The organism is Bacteroidota bacterium (genome assembly GCA_013696965.1).
Taxonomy (GTDB): Bacteria; Bacteroidota; Bacteroidia; order JACCXN01; family JACCXN01; genus JACCXN01.
Genome location: JACCXN010000091.1, coordinates 69,891 through 87,564, shown reverse-complemented (window position 1 = coordinate 87,564; position 17,674 = coordinate 69,891). Strand labels below are relative to the sequence as shown.

The 17,674-nt window shown below is 34.5% G+C and carries 15 protein-coding genes; 6 read left to right on the top strand and 9 right to left on the bottom strand.

What is annotated here, in order from left to right:
* The 5 genes from ccsA (H0V01_13290) to H0V01_13270 form a co-directional block, all read right to left on the bottom strand.
* Entirely contained in the window at positions 1-2,412 is a 2,412-nt protein-coding gene (ccsA, locus tag H0V01_13290; protein ID MBA2584351.1) for a cytochrome c biogenesis protein CcsA, read from the bottom strand.
* Between the two features lie 11 nt (positions 2,413-2,423).
* On the bottom strand, positions 2,424-2,831 hold the full coding sequence (locus tag H0V01_13285; protein ID MBA2584350.1) for a cytochrome c maturation protein CcmE: 408 nt from the start codon (positions 2,829-2,831) through the stop codon (positions 2,424-2,426).
* Positions 2,832-2,937: 106 nt separating this feature from the next.
* On the bottom strand, positions 2,938-3,156 hold the full coding sequence (locus H0V01_13280; GenBank protein MBA2584349.1) for a CcmD family protein: 219 nt from the start codon (positions 3,154-3,156) through the stop codon (positions 2,938-2,940).
* A 5-nt stretch (positions 3,157-3,161) separates the two neighbouring features.
* Entirely contained in the window at positions 3,162-3,830 is a 669-nt protein-coding gene (ccsA, locus tag H0V01_13275) for a cytochrome c biogenesis protein CcsA (GenBank protein ID MBA2584348.1), read from the bottom strand.
* Between the two features lie 174 nt (positions 3,831-4,004).
* Entirely contained in the window at positions 4,005-4,667 is a 663-nt protein-coding gene (locus H0V01_13270; protein MBA2584347.1) for a heme exporter protein CcmB, read from the bottom strand.
* 107 nt (positions 4,668-4,774) lie between these two features.
* Here H0V01_13270 and H0V01_13265 point away from each other — a divergent pair, with 107 nt between their 5' ends.
* The 3 genes from H0V01_13265 to H0V01_13255 all read left to right on the top strand — a co-directional run bounded on the left by H0V01_13265 (position 4,775) and on the right by H0V01_13255 (position 7,024).
* On the top strand, positions 4,775-5,353 hold the full coding sequence (locus H0V01_13265; GenBank protein MBA2584346.1) for a glutathione peroxidase: 579 nt from the start codon (positions 4,775-4,777) through the stop codon (positions 5,351-5,353).
* A 1-nt stretch (position 5,354) separates the two neighbouring features.
* Positions 5,355-6,071: a bacillithiol biosynthesis deacetylase BshB1 gene (gene bshB1, locus H0V01_13260; GenBank protein ID MBA2584345.1), complete on the top strand. Its 717-nt coding sequence runs from the start codon at positions 5,355-5,357 to the stop codon at positions 6,069-6,071.
* 197 nt (positions 6,072-6,268) lie between these two features.
* Positions 6,269-7,024, top strand: coding sequence for a hypothetical protein (locus H0V01_13255; protein ID MBA2584344.1), 756 nt, complete (start codon positions 6,269-6,271; stop codon positions 7,022-7,024).
* Between the two features lie 629 nt (positions 7,025-7,653).
* Here H0V01_13255 and H0V01_13250 read toward each other — a convergent pair.
* The 3 genes from H0V01_13250 to H0V01_13240 all read right to left on the bottom strand — a co-directional run bounded on the left by H0V01_13250 (position 7,654) and on the right by H0V01_13240 (position 12,871).
* Positions 7,654-9,417 carry a T9SS type A sorting domain-containing protein gene (locus H0V01_13250; GenBank protein ID MBA2584343.1) on the bottom strand — a complete coding sequence of 588 codons (1,764 nt, stop codon included), beginning with the start codon at positions 9,415-9,417 and terminating at the stop codon, positions 7,654-7,656.
* 393 nt (positions 9,418-9,810) lie between these two features.
* Complete coding sequence (locus H0V01_13245) at positions 9,811-11,538, bottom strand: T9SS type A sorting domain-containing protein (GenBank protein MBA2584342.1); 1,728 nt, start codon at positions 11,536-11,538, stop codon at positions 9,811-9,813.
* 76 nt (positions 11,539-11,614) lie between these two features.
* Positions 11,615-12,871 (bottom strand): imidazolonepropionase, encoded by a 1,257-nt coding sequence (locus H0V01_13240; protein MBA2584341.1) that lies wholly within the window; start codon positions 12,869-12,871, stop codon positions 11,615-11,617.
* 131 nt (positions 12,872-13,002) lie between these two features.
* On the opposite strand from H0V01_13240, the gene aroC reads away from it, so the two are divergent.
* The 3 genes from aroC to H0V01_13225 all read left to right on the top strand — a co-directional run bounded on the left by aroC (position 13,003) and on the right by H0V01_13225 (position 17,195).
* The gene (aroC, locus tag H0V01_13235) at positions 13,003-14,100 is read left to right on the top strand and encodes a chorismate synthase (GenBank protein MBA2584340.1); all 1,098 of its coding nucleotides are present in this window, start codon (positions 13,003-13,005) and stop codon (positions 14,098-14,100) included.
* Between the two features lie 5 nt (positions 14,101-14,105).
* Positions 14,106-15,386 carry a dicarboxylate/amino acid:cation symporter gene (locus tag H0V01_13230; GenBank protein ID MBA2584339.1) on the top strand — a complete coding sequence of 427 codons (1,281 nt, stop codon included), beginning with the start codon at positions 14,106-14,108 and terminating at the stop codon, positions 15,384-15,386.
* A 279-nt stretch (positions 15,387-15,665) separates the two neighbouring features.
* Positions 15,666-17,195, top strand: coding sequence for an NAD(P)H-hydrate dehydratase (locus tag H0V01_13225; GenBank protein MBA2584338.1), 1,530 nt, complete (start codon positions 15,666-15,668; stop codon positions 17,193-17,195).
* A gap of 84 nt (positions 17,196-17,279) precedes the next feature.
* Here the strand turns inward: H0V01_13225 and H0V01_13220 are convergent, their stop codons facing one another.
* On the bottom strand, positions 17,280-17,552 hold the full coding sequence (locus H0V01_13220; GenBank protein MBA2584337.1) for an HU family DNA-binding protein: 273 nt from the start codon (positions 17,550-17,552) through the stop codon (positions 17,280-17,282).
* Positions 17,553-17,674 lie beyond the last annotated feature (122 nt).

The window sequence follows — 17,674 nt, the reverse complement described above, 5'->3', positions numbered from 1 at the left end:
TCATTTTTTTATCAACCTATGTCTTATGGCAAGCATAGTACCAATAACCATTATAATACAACCCATCCAAAGAATGTTAATGTAAGGGAAAATAATGGCTTTCATAATAATGAATTCTCTAGAATTTGAATGTTTTTCTGCAATATTGATTTGTATTTTCCCTGTCTCTGTGTCAATTTTATCAAAGGTGAATTTCAATCCTAATTCTTCACTGCTGGCTTGAACTGGAACAATATAATCATCACGTAAAATAAATAAGGGCTCTACAAAGCTTACAGTGTTGTTTATATCAGTAATTTTTAACCTTGCTTTTACAGCCATATCATTTTCGGCCAGTTGATATTTCTCTTTATCAACCTTTCGTGAAACATCTTCCAAAATAATTATGCTGTTACTTGAAAATAGAGTATCGCCAATTGAGGCCATAAAGGAATTTGCGGCTTTGTATTTATCTGAATCAGTTATTTTAGGTTCATCTAATTCTGCATAGGTAATATGTGTATAAACATCAAAGCTAAGGAAGTGTCTTGTATCAGGTTCTGCTACATTTCCCATTCTTGGATTTGTTTGTATTAACGGAAAAAGCGTAAATTCAGATGTGTAATTATCTTCTTTGTCTTTTGTAAGATATTCTACTTCATAGTGAATATTGATTCCTTCAGTCTTTTTTCCCTTGTAGATCACAAAATAATTGCCCATTCTAAGCGTATCGCCTTTTACCAGCATTATATTATCCTGATTACTGAAACTATCGCCAAGGCTTTTTATATCAATTCCTGAAGTATTGGTGGAAATAATGGTGCTTTTTGAAGTAGATAAAAGTGCTCCGAAAAGTAATAAAGCAAAACCAATATGGGCTATGGAAGCCCCTGAAAAGTTTATTTTCCCTTTTAAAATAAAAATGTAGTAATTGATATTGGCAATTACAGCAAACATAGAGGTGAACAAAAGAAGGATATGAAAAACATTATCCATTTTTAATGACCAGGCAAAGGTTGCAGAAAGAATGATTGCAGCAGCAAGTGCAATACTTATTTTTTTAAAAAATTCTTTTAATGAGGTATCCTTGTATTTTAAATATTGCCCAATAGCAATTAACAAGGCAATAATAATGGCAAAAGGAAGCTGCCAGCTGTTATAATGTGCAACAGGATCCAGAGGGGGGGCCAGGTTAGTTTGAAAAACAGCATTAATTACAGGTATTGAAGTTGTAAAAGATATTTGAAATGCAGAGATTAAAAGCACAAGAGAACCAATAAACATCCAGAATTCCCTACTCATTATGCTTTCTTCCTTTTCGTTTTTTGGCAAATGCTTGTAATTAAAAGCCAATAAAATTCCTGCTCCAATTGAAAAAAACAACAGGTAAACCAGTAATTGTCCTGCCATACCAAGGTCAGCAAAGGCATGGACTGAAGAGTCACCTAATATTCCACTTCTGGTTAAAAAAGTTGAATACAAAACAAGGATAAAAGTGATTATTGTAAGAAAAAAGGTTGTGAAAAGGGAAGTTCCCTTGTTTTTATGAATAATCATCACGTGAGCTGCTCCTACCATTGTAAGCCAGGGAACAAGGGAGGCATTTTCAACCGGATCCCATGCCCAAAATCCTCCAAAACTTAATGCTTCATAAGCCCAGGCTCCACCCATTAATATTCCTGTTCCAAAAATCATTATTCCAAAATAAGTCCATGGAATAGCAGGTTTTAACCACTCTGTATATTTTTGTGTCCATAAGCCTGCTATGGCATAAGCGAATGGAACAAGTGTAGAGGCAAAACCAAGGAACAATACCGGGGGATGAATTGTCATCCAATAATTTTGTAAAAGTGGATTAAGTCCCCTTCCATCAATTTGAGCTAAATATTCAGGGTTTAAAAGAAAAGGCAAATTTGCCATATCAGGATGATCGCGAAGTAAGAGAAAAGGGTTACTTCCCAATTTGTATCCTAAAACCCATATTCCTAAAAGCATAGATGTTAAAAACACCTGCACCATTGAAAATACTGACATAACAGGGGCTTCCCAACTTTTAGAAACACGCAAAAGAAAAAGACCCAAAATCACATGCCAAAATGACCAGAGCAAAAAGCTGCCCTCCTGTCCTTCCCAAAAACAGGAAAGTATATAACGCATTGGAAGTTCCGTGGATGAATGTTGCCAGATATAGTAATATTCAAAGCGGTGATTAAACAAAAGATAAAATAAGGTTGCAATAATTCCAAAAATTGCCAGGGAATGTACAAGAAAAGAAACTCTTGCAAATCTTTTCCAAGACCCAATAAGTGGATTTTCCTTTACTGCAAAAAAATAGCTTATTGCGGCAACAAGCGCACTTATGAATGATAGAACAATGAAAAAATTACCTGTTTGGCCAGGTAATAGTTGTTCCCCTATATATTGTATTTCCATTAACTTTTTTCCTAACTATTGGCTTTTACCTCTGTGAATTCTGAATTTGCTCCTTCATTGTATTTTGAGGGACATTTCATTAAAATTTTATTGGCAATAAAGTTTCCCTCCTCATATTTTCCGGTTAAAACTATTTGTTCTGATCGTTCAAAATCCTGAGGTTTAGTTCCTTTGAAGTTTACTTTTAATTCTTTACCTTCATTATCAATAAGATAAAAAGTAAATAAATTAACATCTACTTGAGGATCATAAAGCATTTCTTTTTCCTTATTCAATTGTCCAACCACATGAAATTCTTCTCCAGGGTTATTCTCAGCCAATTCAAAAGAGGCATAAGTGCTAGAATCAGCAACTGTGCTTAATATAGCGCCAATTGCAAGAGCAATTATTATAATTCCGATAATATGTGTTTTTTTCATATTTATCTAATTTGTTTAGTATATGAGATCAAATTGCTTGTTCATTTAACAACTCAAACTCTAATCACCACAGGTGCTATTACAACTCCAAATTTCAATTATTCTTTTAATCCTTTATTCTTTTTTCTAATTGGCCTATTTTCCTGTCAAGCGTAATAAGGTACACAAGAATTCCTGTAAAAATAATCAGAAGAACCGCAACAACTACAAATATTTTTCCTGACTGGTGTAAAAAATCAGCCATTTCCACATCATTGCCTTGAGCATACATTAATTTGCCTGTAAGTATTAAAAACAAGGTTAAAACCCATTTATTTTTCGCCATTTTTCCTAATTGTTAAAATCAACTTTTCTTTGAATTTTACTTGTCCGAATCCTTAGTGACATTAGCCAAACCCCCATTAATGTCCAACCAATGATTGCGGGATAAAATACAAGTTTCATGTTATCATTCAAATCATATCCTCCAAACCCAGGATTTCCTCCGTTTCCCGGATGAAGAGAATCGGTCATTCTTGGCAGGATCATTAAAAAGACAATAAGCATTATGTATGAAAAAATATTGTATACTGCAGCTACACGTCCTCTTTTTTGTTCCTCATCCATAGAATTTCTTAGCACAAAATAAGCAAGGTAAATAAGCATGGTTATAGCAGCACCATTGAGTTTTGGGTCATTCACCCACCAATCTCCCCAGGTGAACTTAGCCCATACCATTCCTGTTAATAAACCTAATACACCAAGAAAAATTCCTGTATTAGCAGCTTCACAGGCAATAATATCATGCTTAATGTTGAATCCGGATAAATATTTTATACTATAAATCAAGGAAACCAGTAAAATGATCATCATGCTAAACCACATGGTTACATGGAAATAAAGATTTCTAATGGTTTCATTTAATATTGGAAGTCGGGGAACATCAAACAAAAAACCCGCGATAATAGTATAGACAATTAAAACAACGGCAAGAATTTTCCACCAGTGTTTTTTTAATATTTGTTGCAAGTTTTAATATAGGTTAAAGGTTTCAGGATTAAAGTTAATTTTCAATTTAATTTTCAAAATGAAAGCAATTTATCCTGTAAATTTTTATTTCATTTAGAATTTCAACTAAAAAGTAGAACCAATTAAAAATGTTGATTCTAAATTCATCTGTTCTCAACTTTTCTATTAATCCCGCCAAAGGTATGGAAATAATATAAAGGAGAGAATGACAATTATCATATTTATAAGCATTAATATGAACATATATTGATAACTTATGGATGGATCGATACCATCAATGGCATTTTTCGAGATTTTTATTAATGTTATCAAAAGAGGAAGTAGCACGGGAAAACTCAGAATAGCCATTAAAGTAAGGTTGTTGCCTGATTTGGATGCAATAGCAGCAACAAGGGTAAGTACAGAGGCAAAGCCCATGCTTCCTAATAAAAGGGAGAGCAAAAACATTGGAACATCCTGAACAATATTTCCTATAAACAGACTGTAAAAAAAATAGCTGATCATTGAAATTACAATCATAAGGATGATATTATAAATTATTTTTGATAAGATAACGGCCTGTGGACTTACAATAGAATAAATATATAGGCCTGTTGATCTACTCTCTCTGCTGAAACTTTTGCCAGCTGCATTGGTGGCAGCAAAAAGCATTATAATCCAGAAAAGAGCATTCCAGGTTGCAGGATGGGTTACTGTTCTAAAGGATAGGTACACCACAAAAATTGTAGAGGCAACATAAAGCAGAATACCGTTTATTGAGGATTTTTGTCTCCATTCCAGCATTACTTCTTTATGAAGCAAGTGTTTTATTTCTTTTAGAATCATAATTTGAGTCCAAAGATACTTATTTGTGCATATTAGCTAAAACTAAAATGTATTCAATATCCGTTATTTTCATACTTTTGATTATTCTAATCCTTAAATAAATAAAGTTGATGAATGTAAATTTTTTTATTTTCCTTGTATTAATACCAGTAATTGGTTGCGCACAGGGAAATAAGTCGAAAAACACGAACACGAAAAATCAAGTAACTATGAAAACATTGCATGAATATAGGGCCACTACCATTGATGGAAATGAATTTAATTTTTCGGAACTTAAAGGGAAAAAAGTAATGATAGTAAATACGGCCTCCAAATGCGGACTTACTCCCCAATATGTTCAATTAGAGCAATTATACAAGAAATATGGAGCCGAAAAGTTTGTAATTATAGGTTTTCCTGCAAATGATTTTCTTGGCCAAGAACCGGCAAGCAATGAGGAAATTGCCGCATTTTGCCAAAAAAATTACGGTGTTTCTTTTCAAATGATGGAAAAAATATCAGTAAAGGGAAAGGCAATCCATCCCATATATCAATGGTTGACATTGAAGGAACAAAATGGTGTGCAAGATGCTTCAGTAACATGGAATTTTCAGAAATTTTTAATAGATGAAAACGGCAATTGGGTTAAATCGGTTTCCCCTAAAGAAAGCCCTGATTCTGAAGAGGTGTTAAACTGGCTCAACAATTAGTATGAAACTTGATATTCTTGCCTTTGGTGCTCATCCCGATGATGTTGAACTTGGCTGTTCAGGCACCATTTTGCACCATAATTCCCTTGGATTGCAAACCGGAATAATTGATCTTACCCGTGGTGAACTAGGAACCAGGGGTAATGCAGATTTAAGGGTAAAAGAGGCTCAAAAAGCGGCAGAAATACTTGAAGTAAAAGTAAGAGAAAATCTTTTATTTGCCGATGGATTTTTCAATACAGACCAGTATCATTTGTTACAAGTGATTAAAAAATTAAGGCATTATAAGCCAAAGGTTGTTCTCTGTAATGCCATGTCAGACAGACATCCTGATCATGGTAGAGCAGGCAAGCTTATTTCAGATGCTTGTTTTTATTCAGGATTAATAAAGATTGAAACAAATATGAATGGTTTTCCGCAAGAAGCCTGGAGACCCGATTCTGTTTATCATTATGTACAGGATAGGTATATAAAACCCGATATTGCAATAGATATTACTGCCTTTATGGAGCAAAAAACAACAGCAATACTTGCCTTTTCATCCCAGTTTTTTAATCCTGATTCCATAGAACCCCAAACCCCTATATCAGGTGAAGATTTCCTGGAAGTGGTAAAATCAAGGGCCGCTGATTTTGGCCGCCAAATAGGAGTAAGGTATGCAGAGGGTTATACGGTTGAAAGATTAATTGGAGTGAATAGCTTCTTTGACCTTAAATAGTAGTATTGGACTAACTTAAAGATTAAGGCCCATTAAAATTAAGTATGCTGATGTTTATGAAAAATTAACCTTTTCCATTCATTGGCTTATTCCTGCTATAAAAAAATTAATAAGAAACATTTGTTTTTATATACCAATAAGAGATATTCAATCAATTTTATTAAATTACATCTTGTTTATCCACTAAATTTAACATCATGAAAAAAATAATGTTTTGCTTTATGGTTTGTATTGGCTCCAATCAAAGTTTTTCGCAGGAAATAGAAGAGCAAGGTATATTAGATACCATTAACAAAAATGAGATTTGGCTTAATTTCACTCCTGTTGTTCAGGTTATTATTGGGGCTGGTGCTCCTTATCAATCAGAGTTTGGTTTGATGTATAAGCGACACTTAAAGGGTAAATATTGGTTAAGAGCAGGAGGCATAGTTTCACCCCAGCAAAATTATTGGGACCCAACAAGTTACGATGTAATTGTTGGGGATAGTTTGCTAATTACAACTTCCAATGAAAGAGGAGGTTACCATTATGCTGGTTTTATTGGAATTGAATACCGGAAAACCAACAGCAAAATAACACGATTTATAGGCGCGGATCTTATTTATAGGCAAGAAAATACATTTAGAAGAATTGTGGAACAAGATTATTTTATTGATTCCATTGCTGCTTTTCCTGAAAGGCATAAGTACGTTAGACCAATGGGTGATCCTGAAGAACTTTATCAGGAAAGAAATCAATTGATGGGAGGAGGAGTAGGTGTTGTTGCAGGACTTATTTTCCCGCTTACAGAGCATTTTTTGTTATCAGCCCAGGTTTATATGGATTTTGTTTTTTCTGTTGGAGAGCGTGAATTAATTGATCGAACAACAGGAGTACATATCAAGAATTCGGGTACAACCCAATTTGATTTTAACCAAAGTCTTTTTCAAGCTAATCTTCTTTTTAGGTTTTAGCTATAAGTTTTGTAATAACCTGAGTTCGAATATAAATGACACTTCTGCACCCCGATATTGATTCCTCATTACGCTGAGCTTCATATTAGAGATGGCATAGTTTCTTTTATTTCACAGAGTTGCACGGAGAAGTCACAGAGGGCCACAGAGATTCCCTAAACTTTTAGGATTTATTCCGGTCCCCTCTGTAAAATAAAAAAGCAGTGTCTGCACAGATTGCAGGACCCTATTATTTCATGGAGTTACACGGAGAAGTAACAGAGAGCCGCAGAGATTTCCTGAACTTTATGATCAAAAAAAACTGACCAACTCGCTGTTTTTTTAATGTTTTATGAATTGCTATTTTAATGCAGATAATTAATTGTTTTTTAATTATTCCTCTAAGGAAATCATGAATGCTAAAGCATTTGTCTTTTAAATGTCATCCCGATTTATTTGGACTCCATGTTATATTTATAAGTGTTAGTGCATGGTTAGTGCATGGCTATTTCATATGTATATAATTTGTTTTTTTAAGGCCATCCCGATGCTATATTCATTAGCGTTTGTGAACGGTTCGTGCATGGCTATTTCATAAAAAAAGGCTGTCCTTTTGGAACAGCCTTTTTTTATGAAAAGAAAATATTAAATTATTTAGCAATCACTACAGAGAATGAAGTTGCTTTGTTATCTCCACTTTTTAATTGGAAGAAATAGATACCATTTTCAATATCAGAAGTACTTACAGTTAAAACATTTGAATTTGAAACGTTGATGGTTTCAGACTTCACAATTTTACCTGTTACATCAATTACCTTAAGTTCAACCATGCCTGCATGATTTCCTTTTAAAGGAATGCTGATGTAATTATTGGCAGGATTTGGGTAAGGCATGTGCTCTATTGTAGAAATTTTGTTTTCTTCAACACCTACTGTACTAGGGCCAAACTGGATAGTTATAGCTGGGGATGAATTACCACCAGAAAATCCTGTATACCATGTAACGCTTGCTTGAGTTGATAAATCTTTAATCCCAACAGGATTATACGCATCTCTGTACTTTTCAGTACTTGCGTTGTGGTTAATAGCATTGCTATATCCAATGTTTGTTGAATCTTCAAATACAACAACACAAGCTAAATACAACTGGTTATTTTCAAGTGCAATTGGTTGCAGCTCTTCATTAGAATCTAAGAAATAAGAATAGACAAGAGTATCTTGTAAATCAGACTCATAATCATATAAAATTGATCCTATTTGAACAAGTGAATCAAATCCTGAAGGACTTATGTTATTCCATTTGTATAATTCAGATCTTACTGATGATCCTGTCAAATCTCTAAAATTATTTCTTGTGCTAAAAGAAAATCCGTGAACTTGTGCACCATTTGCATTGTTTACCTTCATTGCAGTACACCAGTAAAATTCTTCGTAAACTCCTCCTGCACTTGTAGAACCTGTTGTAATTGGCAGCATATTCGCATCGTTGTTTGGATCTGGTTTAAGCATTACTTTGGAATACTGAGAATCAGTAATTCTGAATTTGCTTACAACTGAATTATCAGAAGGATCTTCATCCGCAACACTAGGAGTAATTGAATATGTCATTGTATATTCACCTACACTATAACTTGGTAAGGAAAAAGTAGGAAGAGCAACAAATGCATCTGCACCGCTTGCAAGATTAATGGTAGTGCTTTGAGAATAAACTGATGATGTACTTAGCATAATTTGAGCACTAACAGTTACATTAGTTTGGTTCGCAGAACCATAGTTATAAACATAAAGTCCAACAGGGATATTAAAGTCACTTCCGTTTTGGGCTAAAACTTTAGGAATAGCTGCACCTGATGCAACGATGATATCAGATTTATCAAATCCAAGATCAGTTACAAAAAGGCCTGCCTTAGAACCAATAAAGGCAGTCATTGTTCCTGCATCAATTGCAGATCTAAATAATGCACCGTCCTCAGCACTTATCATAACAACTGGAATTGTTACCTGGCTTCCAAAATCTCCACCAGCCATTCCAACTGCTCCACCTGCTACATTGTTTATAATTATTACTGCAGTAGCGCCTGCATTTTGAGCTTCAAGCGCTTTTTTTCCAAATTGGCATGAACCACGGTAAACAACTGCAAATTGTCCTGCAATTTGTGCAGAATTAATCGCAGCAGTACAACCAAGGGAATCTCCAACAGCATTGTCTCTTATTATTACAAGAGTATCTGTAATAGCCACTGTAGACAAATCAGCGCCCCAAGTACCCGTTGCAGATGATGATGAATAAGTAAAATCGTAATTACCTTCCATGCTTAGTGGTGTTTTTACATTAAAAACAACTTGTGCATTTGCCTGGTTGTTAATAGCCAGGGCTGTAAAAAAACCAAATAGTAAAAGTATTTTTCTTTTCATTTTGTAAATTTTTAGTTAATTGATAATTTATTTATTCTTACAAAGTTAGGAAAAGCTTATTAATAAAGCATTATGTTTTACTTTTTTTTTGCAAATTTTTTTAATTTTCTTTACTAATAGTTGTTTTAAAGGGTTTAAAAAAACAAAAGATGCTACCCTTTTGGGGAGCCACTGAAAAAGCTAATCCCGAAGGGATGATACAATTATAGATTAATATTTTTAATTCCAGTTCAACCCCGGAGGTGTGAAATTATTGATTGTTTATTTTTATAACACCCCTTCGGGGTTTTGGTTTTAATTGTTGTTATTTTCTGTAATCCTGTCAGCCCTTGGGGTTAGCTTTTTCAGTGGCCTCCCTTTTGGGCAGCCTCTTTTTTATTAAATAAATATAAACTATTTAGCAATAACAACAGGAAAAGAAAGTGTTTTTTTATTCTCACTTTTTACCTGGAAGAAATAAGTTCCACTATTAATATCTGAAGTATTTACGTTTAAAATAGTAGAATTTGAAATGTTGATCCTTTCTGATTTCACGATTTTACCTGTAATATCAATTACCAAAAGTTCAACCATGCCTGCATAATCTCCCTTTAAAGGAATACTGATGTAATTATTGGTTGGGTTAGGGTAAGGCATTTGTTCAAAAGTCGAAATTTTGTTTTCCTTAATTCCAACAGTGCTAGGGCCAAACTCAATAGTTAATCCAGGAGCCATTTCAGTTCCAAACCCAGAATTATACCATGTAGGATTTGCTTGACCCGGAAGTTCTTTTATTGCAACAGGACTAAAAGCATCATCATGAAGAACTGTATTAGACAAATAATCAATTGAGGAACTATATCCCAAATTAATAGAATCATCAAATACAGTGATACAAGCTAAATACAATTGGTTGGATTTAAGAGTAATAGGTTCAAGTTCTTCCTGGTTGTTTTCAAAATAAGCAGAAACAACGGAATCCTGATAGTTTCCTAAATAATCATACAGTTTACTACCTACTTCGGAAATAGAATCAAAATTAGAAAGGTTTTTATTGTTCCATTCATACATTTTGCATAAAACAGTTTTATCTGCTAAAGAGCTATTCTCGCGAGTTGCGCTAAATGAAAATCCATGAACTTTAGCATTGCCTGCATTCTTAACTTTCATTGATGAACACCAGGTAAATTCAGCATAAGCACCAGCAGCTCTGGTAGAACCTGTTTTAATTGGTAATAAAGTATTTGGATCAAGTCTTACTTTAGAATATTTAGATTCCGTTATTTGAAAATAAGTAATGATTTGGTTGTCGGCTGGATAACCATCGGCAACTGTTGGAGAAATTGTATAAGTTAAAGTATAACTTCCAATAGGATAACTTGCTTGTGCGAATTTAGGTAGAGCTACAAAAATATCTGCTCCGGAAAGTAGCGTTACGCTCATGCTCTGAGAATAAATAGAAACATTTTCATGTTTTATTTCAGCGTTTAAAGTAGCATTTGTTTGATTGTCAGAACCAAAATTTGTTACCCAAGCCCCAACAGGGATTGAGAAAGAATTACTATCTGATGCTAATACTTGCGGAATTGCGGCACCGGATGCTACTACTATATCCCCATTATAAAAACCCATGTCGCTAGGATATAGTCCTGATTTATTTCCAATAAATGCATTTAGGGTTCCTGCATCAATAGCAGATCTTAAAAATGCGCCATCTTCATAACTTATAAGAATAACAGGAATTGTTACTGCTGATGCAGAATCACCGGCCAACATGCCAAAAAGGCCCTCGCCGGGTTTGTTGTTTACAATTATAACTGCTACTGCACCTGCTTGTTGTGCATGGTAGGCTTTAAGGCTAAACATACAACTACCACGGTAAACCATGGCTATATTACCATTAATTGCCGTAGGATTAACTGCAGGTGTGCAGGCTAAAGAATCATTTATTACTACAACAGGAGCAGAAACTGCCGATGTATTTATATCAGCGCCCCAATTGTTATCAGATGAATAAGTAAAGCCATAACTTCCTGCAACACTGGAAGGTGTTTCTACTAAAAAAACAATTTGTGCATTTGCATGATTATTTATCATAATCCCTGCAAAAAGACTTAATATTAAAAGTATTTTTCTTTTCATTTCATATGGTTTAAGTGAATAATTTAATTTAATAGATACAAAGTTAAAAAAGCTAATGTAAAAAGCACATTGTTTTTTAATTTTTGCTCATTATTTCTCCTTTAATTATAACTGTTTCAATATGGTTTGCTCCGAAAGCATAGGGTATATATACATAGGAGGAAATTTTACTAGTAATTATTAAATTTGCTTTTTTTCCTATTGCAATACTCCCGTATTCTTTATTTATTCCCATTGCATAAGCAGAATTTAATGTGGCAGCATTAATTGCTTCTTCAGGAGTCATTTTCATTTTAATACAAGCAAGGGATAAAATGAAACTCATTTTTCCTGAAGGGGATGATCCAGGGTTGTAATCTGATGCTAAGGCAACTGGAAGGCCTGCATCAATCATTTTTCGGGCAGGTGGATAATGAAGACCAAGGAAGAATGCAGTTGATGGAAGTAATGTAGGCATGGTTACGGTGTCTTTCAATGCAAAGATTTCAGCATCACCCGTAAATTCCAAATGATCCACGGATAATGCTTTATTATTGACTCCCACCTGTATACCTCCAGAATAATCAAGTTCATTGGCATGTATTTTTGGCTGTAGCCCATATTTCCAGCCTGCCTTTAAAATAATTTCAGTTTCTTCAGGAGTAAAAAATCCCCTGTCACAAAACACATCGCAATAATCTGCAAGCTTTTCCTCGGCTATTAAAGGGAGCATTTCATCCGTAATTTGCCTGATGTATTCCGAACGATTATTTTTATATTCAACCGGCATGGCATGTGCCCCAAGAAATGTTGATTTAATTTCAAGAGGAGAAATTGTTTTAAGTTTTTTTATTACTCGGAGCATTTTTATTTCATCCTGAACAGTAAGGCCATAACCACTTTTAATTTCTACTGCTCCTGTTCCCATCATCATTATTTCATTGGTTCTTTCAAGAGCCTGTTTTAACAAATCCTCTTCTGAGGTTTGCTGTAATCTTTTAGCGGAGTTTAAAATTCCACCCCCTTTTTTTGCAATTTCTTCATACGACAATCCATTAATTCTATCCACAAATTCCCTTTCCCGGCTTCCTGCATATACTATATGAGTATGAGAATCACACCAGCATGGCAATACAATCTTTCCTGTGGCATCAATTATTTTAATATTGGCCTGTTCATTGTATGAATCAGGGCAATTTTTCATTTCTCCAAATCCTATAATCGTATCTTCTTCTATATAAATCCAGGCATCTTCTATTTTGTTTAATACAGACATATCCTTTCCGCAAATTTTTTCGCGAAATATTGTTTCTGTTTGAAGAAGTGCTTTAATGTTTTTTATTAATAAATTCATTGCCTGTTTTTGTTTAAATATTTTTTCAAAGATGCAAAAATAAGAGGCTTATATAATTTAAACCACATTTAATTAATTGATTTTTCTCCTGTTTGTATGTAGATGATAATATGTTTTCTATTTTTGCCTTTATGACAGGTAATTCAACTGGTGTTATTTTTAAACTTACTACTTTCGGGGAGTCCCATGGAGAAGCAATAGGAGGTGTAATTGATGGTTGTCCTGCAGGTCTTAAAATTGATTTTGAATTTATACAATCTGAACTCAATAGGAGAAAACCCGGACAATCAAAAATTGTAAGTCAAAGGAAAGAAAATGATTGTGTAGAGTTTCTTTCAGGGATTTTTGAATCTCATACAATTGGAACACCAATAGGTTTTTTTATAAAAAATTTAGATGCAAAATCCAAAGACTATGATAAAATAAAGGACGTTTATCGTCCCTCTCATGCAGATTTAACCTATGATTTAAAATACGGAACTCGTGATTATAGAGGAGGGGGCAGGTCATCTGCAAGGGAAACTGCATCAAGGGTTGTGGCAGGTGCAATTGCCAAACTCATATTAAATGAAAATCAGGTAAAAATTAATGCATTTGTTTCTCAAGTAGGAAACATTGGTTTGGATAAGCCTTATTCTGCCTATAATTTGGAGGAATCTGAAAACAATATAGTGCGATGTCCTGATTCGGGAATTGCGAGTAAAATGATTCATTTCATTGAAGAAATTAAAAAGTCAGGTGATACCATTGGGGGTATAATTTCCTGTGTTATAAAAAATGTTCCTGATGGATTGGGAGAACCTGTTTTTGACAAATTGCAAGCCGACCTTGGAAAAAGCATGTTGAACATCAATGCGGTGAAAGGTTTTGAATATGGTAGTGGTTTTAAAGCTGTTGGCATGAGAGGATCGGAACACAATGACATTTATTATTCAAAGGATGATAAAATAAAAACCAGGACCAATTACTCAGGTGGCATACAGGGTGGAATATCAAACGGGGAAGATATTTATTTTAATGTTGCCTTTAAGCCGGTTGCAACTCTTATGAAGGAGCAGGAATCAGTTAATTCTAACGGGGAAAAAGTAAACATAAATCCAGGTGGAAGGCATGATCCATGTGTTGTACCAAGGGCAGTTCCTATTGTGGAGGCAATGGCTGCAATTGTATTAGTAGATCATCTTTTAAGGAACCGGGTATCTAAAATTTCAAACGCAATACAGAGATAAAAAAGATGAAAAGAAAAATGGCACTTCACTGGAAAATAATAATAGGACTTGTTTTGGGAGCAATTTGGGGTGTAATTGCAGGAGAAACAGGATTGGTTGAATTTAATTCAAATTGGATTGCCCCTTTTGGAACTATTTTCATTAATCTTTTAAAATTAATTGCCGTTCCACTTGTTTTAGTTTCGCTTATTACAGGAATTTCGGGGCTTAAGGATGTTGCCGGACTAAGCAGGATGGGTAGCAAAACAGTAGCAATGTATCTTTTTACCACTGTTGTGGCAATAACCATTGGTTTAACTGCAGTAAATCTGATTCGGCCAGGGCATTATTTTTCCGAACAAAAGAGGGAGGAATTCAAGCAAATGTATGGCCCCCGTGTAGAGGCAACACAAGCAATAGCCGGTGATGTGAATACAAGAGGACCCTTGCAATTTTTGGTTGATATTGTTCCTAGTAATCTTTTTTTAGCCCTTCAGGATAATACAAGGTTGCTTCAGGTGATATTTTTCGCATTGTTATTTGGGATTGCATTAATCAGCATACCTGGAGAAAGTACAACTGTTGTGAAGGCTTTTTTTAAAGGTACCAATGAAGTTATTTTAAAAATAGTTGACCTTGTTATGGTAATTGCTCCTTATGGTGTTTTTGCATTAATATCTGCAATTGTAGCTGATTTTGCCGGACAAATAGGTGAATTAATGCAGGCATTAGGATTGTATTCCTTAACTGTTTTACTTGGCCTGGCAATAATGGCATTCCTAGTTTATCCTGGTTTAATGATGATTTTCACCAAAATGTCCTATAAGAAATTTTTCCTTGGAATTTCTCCTGCGCAACTTTTGGCTTTTTCTACCAGTTCGAGTGCCGCCACTTTACCCGTTACAATGGAAAGAGTAGAGGAAAAACTTGGTGTTTCAGAAGAAGTAACAAGTTTTGTTCTTCCCCTGGGTGCAACCATTAATATGGATGGTACCAGCCTTTACCAAGCCGTAGCAGTAGTTTTTATAGCCCAGGCATTTGGTTATGATTTAACAATTGCTCAACAACTCACCATTGTTTTAATGGCCACACTTTCATCTATTGGCGCAGCCCCTGTGCCAGGAGCAGGAATGGTTATGCTAATTATTATTTTGCAATCGGTTGGTATTGATCCCGAAGGTTTAGCTTTAATAGTTGCTGTGGACAGAATACTTGATATGTGCCGCACAGTGGTAAATGTTACAGGAGATGCATCTGTAGCAGTAATCGTGGCAAGTAGTGAGAATCAATTAAAAGACATTCCCTAGTCATATCAATTCTATAAAAATATTTCCAAACTTAAAATTAGGACTAAAAATGGAGCTGGGATCAGATTTTATTTGAAATAAATTTCCAGGATTCAACTTTTCAAATCTTTTAAATTTAGAAAGTCTGTTTTTTCTTTGCATTTACAAGCATAAAATCAGCCTTAATTATTCTTTTTTAATTATTTCTTTCCTTTGGCAATCAATCTATTTAAAATACTTAATTTTAAAATAGAACCTTTAATTTAAACCTATGCCAAACTATTAACATGCATCAATTCCATGAAAATACTTAACGCCCAACAAATTCGGGATGTTGATGCTCACACAATAGCAAACGAACCCATTGATTCGATAGATTTAATGGAAAGAGCGGCAATGGCTTGTACCGATGAAATTAGTTCCATGTTTGATAAAACAAAGTTGTTTTTTGTTTTTTGTGGCCAGGGTAATAATGGTGGAGATGGTCTGGCAATTTCAAGGCAACTCTATGAGCGAGGTTATGATGTAAAAGTTTTTTTGGCAGATTTTTCTTCAAATGAATCCGAAGGATATTTAATCAACAAGAAAAAATTGAAGAATTATGGTATTGATGTTATTCGTTTATCTGAAAAAGGATTACCGTTCATAAAGGGAAATTCAGTTATAATAGACGCAGTTTTCGGCATTGGTCTTAACCGTGAAGTGCAGGGCGAATATGCCAAAACAATACACCATTTAAATTTAGTTTCGGAAAAAGGAATTCCAGTTGTTTCTATTGATCTTCCTTCAGGATTGTTTGATGAGGATAATTCCTCTAATAATACTCACAATATTATCCGGGCAAGCATAACATTAACCTTTCAGGTTCCAAAATTGGCTTTTATGTTTTCTGAAAATTCGGTTTATGTAGGCAAGTGGAAGGTATTAAATATTGGTTTGGATGAAGGGTATATTGAAAAACTTTCATCACCCTATAATTACATTGATTTTAAAACAGCAGCATCATTATATAAAAGAAGAGATGTATTTTCTCATAAAGGAATTTTTGGTCATGCATTGCTGATTGCCGGATCATATGGGAAAATGGGCGCAGCAGTGCTGGCTGCCAAAGCATGTTTAAGAAGCGGAACCGGATTACTTACCACTCATATACCAGGTTCTGGTTATTCAATATTACAAACTACTGTACCCGAGTCAATGGTACACAGTGACATAAATGAAAAAACAATTTCAGAATGCTTTGCAATTGAAAAATATACAGCCATAGGTGCAGGGCCTGGAATTGGTACGGAAAAAATAACGGCAGTAGTAATTAAAGCGCTTTTGCAAAATTCCACATCTCCCCTTGTGCTTGATGCCGATGCGTTAAATATACTTTCAGAAAATAAAACATGGCTTTCTTTTTTACCACCTTCAACAATTCTAACTCCCCATCTCAAAGAGTTTGAGCGATTAGCAGGGAAAACTTCAAATAGTTTTCAAAGGCTTGCTTTAGTAAGAGAGTTTGCCAAAAAAAACAATTTAGTTTTAGTTCTTAAGGGAGCTAATACTGCTATAGCATTTGCTGATGGTACTGTTTGGTTTAATTCTACAGGAAACCCAGGCATGGCAACTGCAGGTTCAGGAGATGTTTTAACAGGAATTTTAACTGGGCTAATAGCCCAGGGATATGGTGTTTTACAAGCGAGTATATTTGGTGTTTATTTGCATGGCCTCTCTGGTGACTTTGCAAAAGAGGAATTAGGAGAGGATGCATTAATAGCATCTGATATCATTAAGTATTTGCCAAAGGCATTTCTTGCTTTGAGTAGTTATAAACCCGCTGTTTGAGTAAATGTTGTATTGGCTTTTAACTGAAAAAAAAAGAGGCTGACCCTTTTGGGTCAGCCTCTTTTTTTTCAGTTAAAGTAAAGCTTATTTAACTTTTCCTGCTAACTCAGATCCTGGCTTAAATTTAGCTACTTTTTTAGCAGCAATTTTAATTTCTTTACCAGTTTGAGGATTTCTTCCTGTTCTCGCAGCTCTTTTAGCTACAGAGAAAGATCCGAATCCAACTAAAGCTACTCTGTCTCCTTTTTTAAGAGCTTTGGTAGTAGCATTTACAAATGCCTCAAGTGCTCTTTGAGCATCTGCTTTAGTCATTTTTGCTTCAGTAGCAATTGCTTCAACTAATTCTGCTTTGTTCATTTTTTTAATTTTAAAGGGTTAAACAATGATTTTTCTGTAACGAATTTATATCAATCTCTTTTATTGCGCAACTTTTAGAGGGAAAAAAGTACATTTTTGTTTAAAAAGAACCTTTTTGTTAA

Excerpts from the sequence above, each read along its gene's own strand:
- ccsA (MBA2584351.1), bottom strand. The coding sequence starts at position 2,412 with ATGGAAATACAATATATAGGGGAACAACTATTACCTGGCCAAACAGGT.
- H0V01_13285 (MBA2584350.1), bottom strand. The coding sequence starts at position 2,831 with ATGAAAAAAACACATATTATCGGAATTATAATAATTGCTCTTGCAATT.
- H0V01_13280 (MBA2584349.1), bottom strand. The coding sequence starts at position 3,156 with ATGGCGAAAAATAAATGGGTTTTAACCTTGTTTTTAATACTTACAGGC.
- H0V01_13265 (MBA2584346.1), top strand. The coding sequence starts at position 4,775 with ATGAATGTAAATTTTTTTATTTTCCTTGTATTAATACCAGTAATTGGT.
- bshB1 (MBA2584345.1), top strand. The coding sequence starts at position 5,355 with ATGAAACTTGATATTCTTGCCTTTGGTGCTCATCCCGATGATGTTGAA.
- H0V01_13255 (MBA2584344.1), top strand. The coding sequence starts at position 6,269 with ATGAAAAAAATAATGTTTTGCTTTATGGTTTGTATTGGCTCCAATCAA.
- H0V01_13250 (MBA2584343.1), bottom strand. The coding sequence starts at position 9,417 with ATGAAAAGAAAAATACTTTTACTATTTGGTTTTTTTACAGCCCTGGCT.
- H0V01_13245 (MBA2584342.1), bottom strand. The coding sequence starts at position 11,538 with ATGAAAAGAAAAATACTTTTAATATTAAGTCTTTTTGCAGGGATTATG.
- H0V01_13240 (MBA2584341.1), bottom strand. The coding sequence starts at position 12,871 with ATGAATTTATTAATAAAAAACATTAAAGCACTTCTTCAAACAGAAACA.
- aroC (MBA2584340.1), top strand. The coding sequence starts at position 13,003 with ATGACAGGTAATTCAACTGGTGTTATTTTTAAACTTACTACTTTCGGG.
- H0V01_13230 (MBA2584339.1), top strand. The coding sequence starts at position 14,106 with ATGAAAAGAAAAATGGCACTTCACTGGAAAATAATAATAGGACTTGTT.
- H0V01_13225 (MBA2584338.1), top strand. The coding sequence starts at position 15,666 with ATGAAAATACTTAACGCCCAACAAATTCGGGATGTTGATGCTCACACA.
- H0V01_13220 (MBA2584337.1), bottom strand. The coding sequence starts at position 17,552 with ATGAACAAAGCAGAATTAGTTGAAGCAATTGCTACTGAAGCAAAAATG.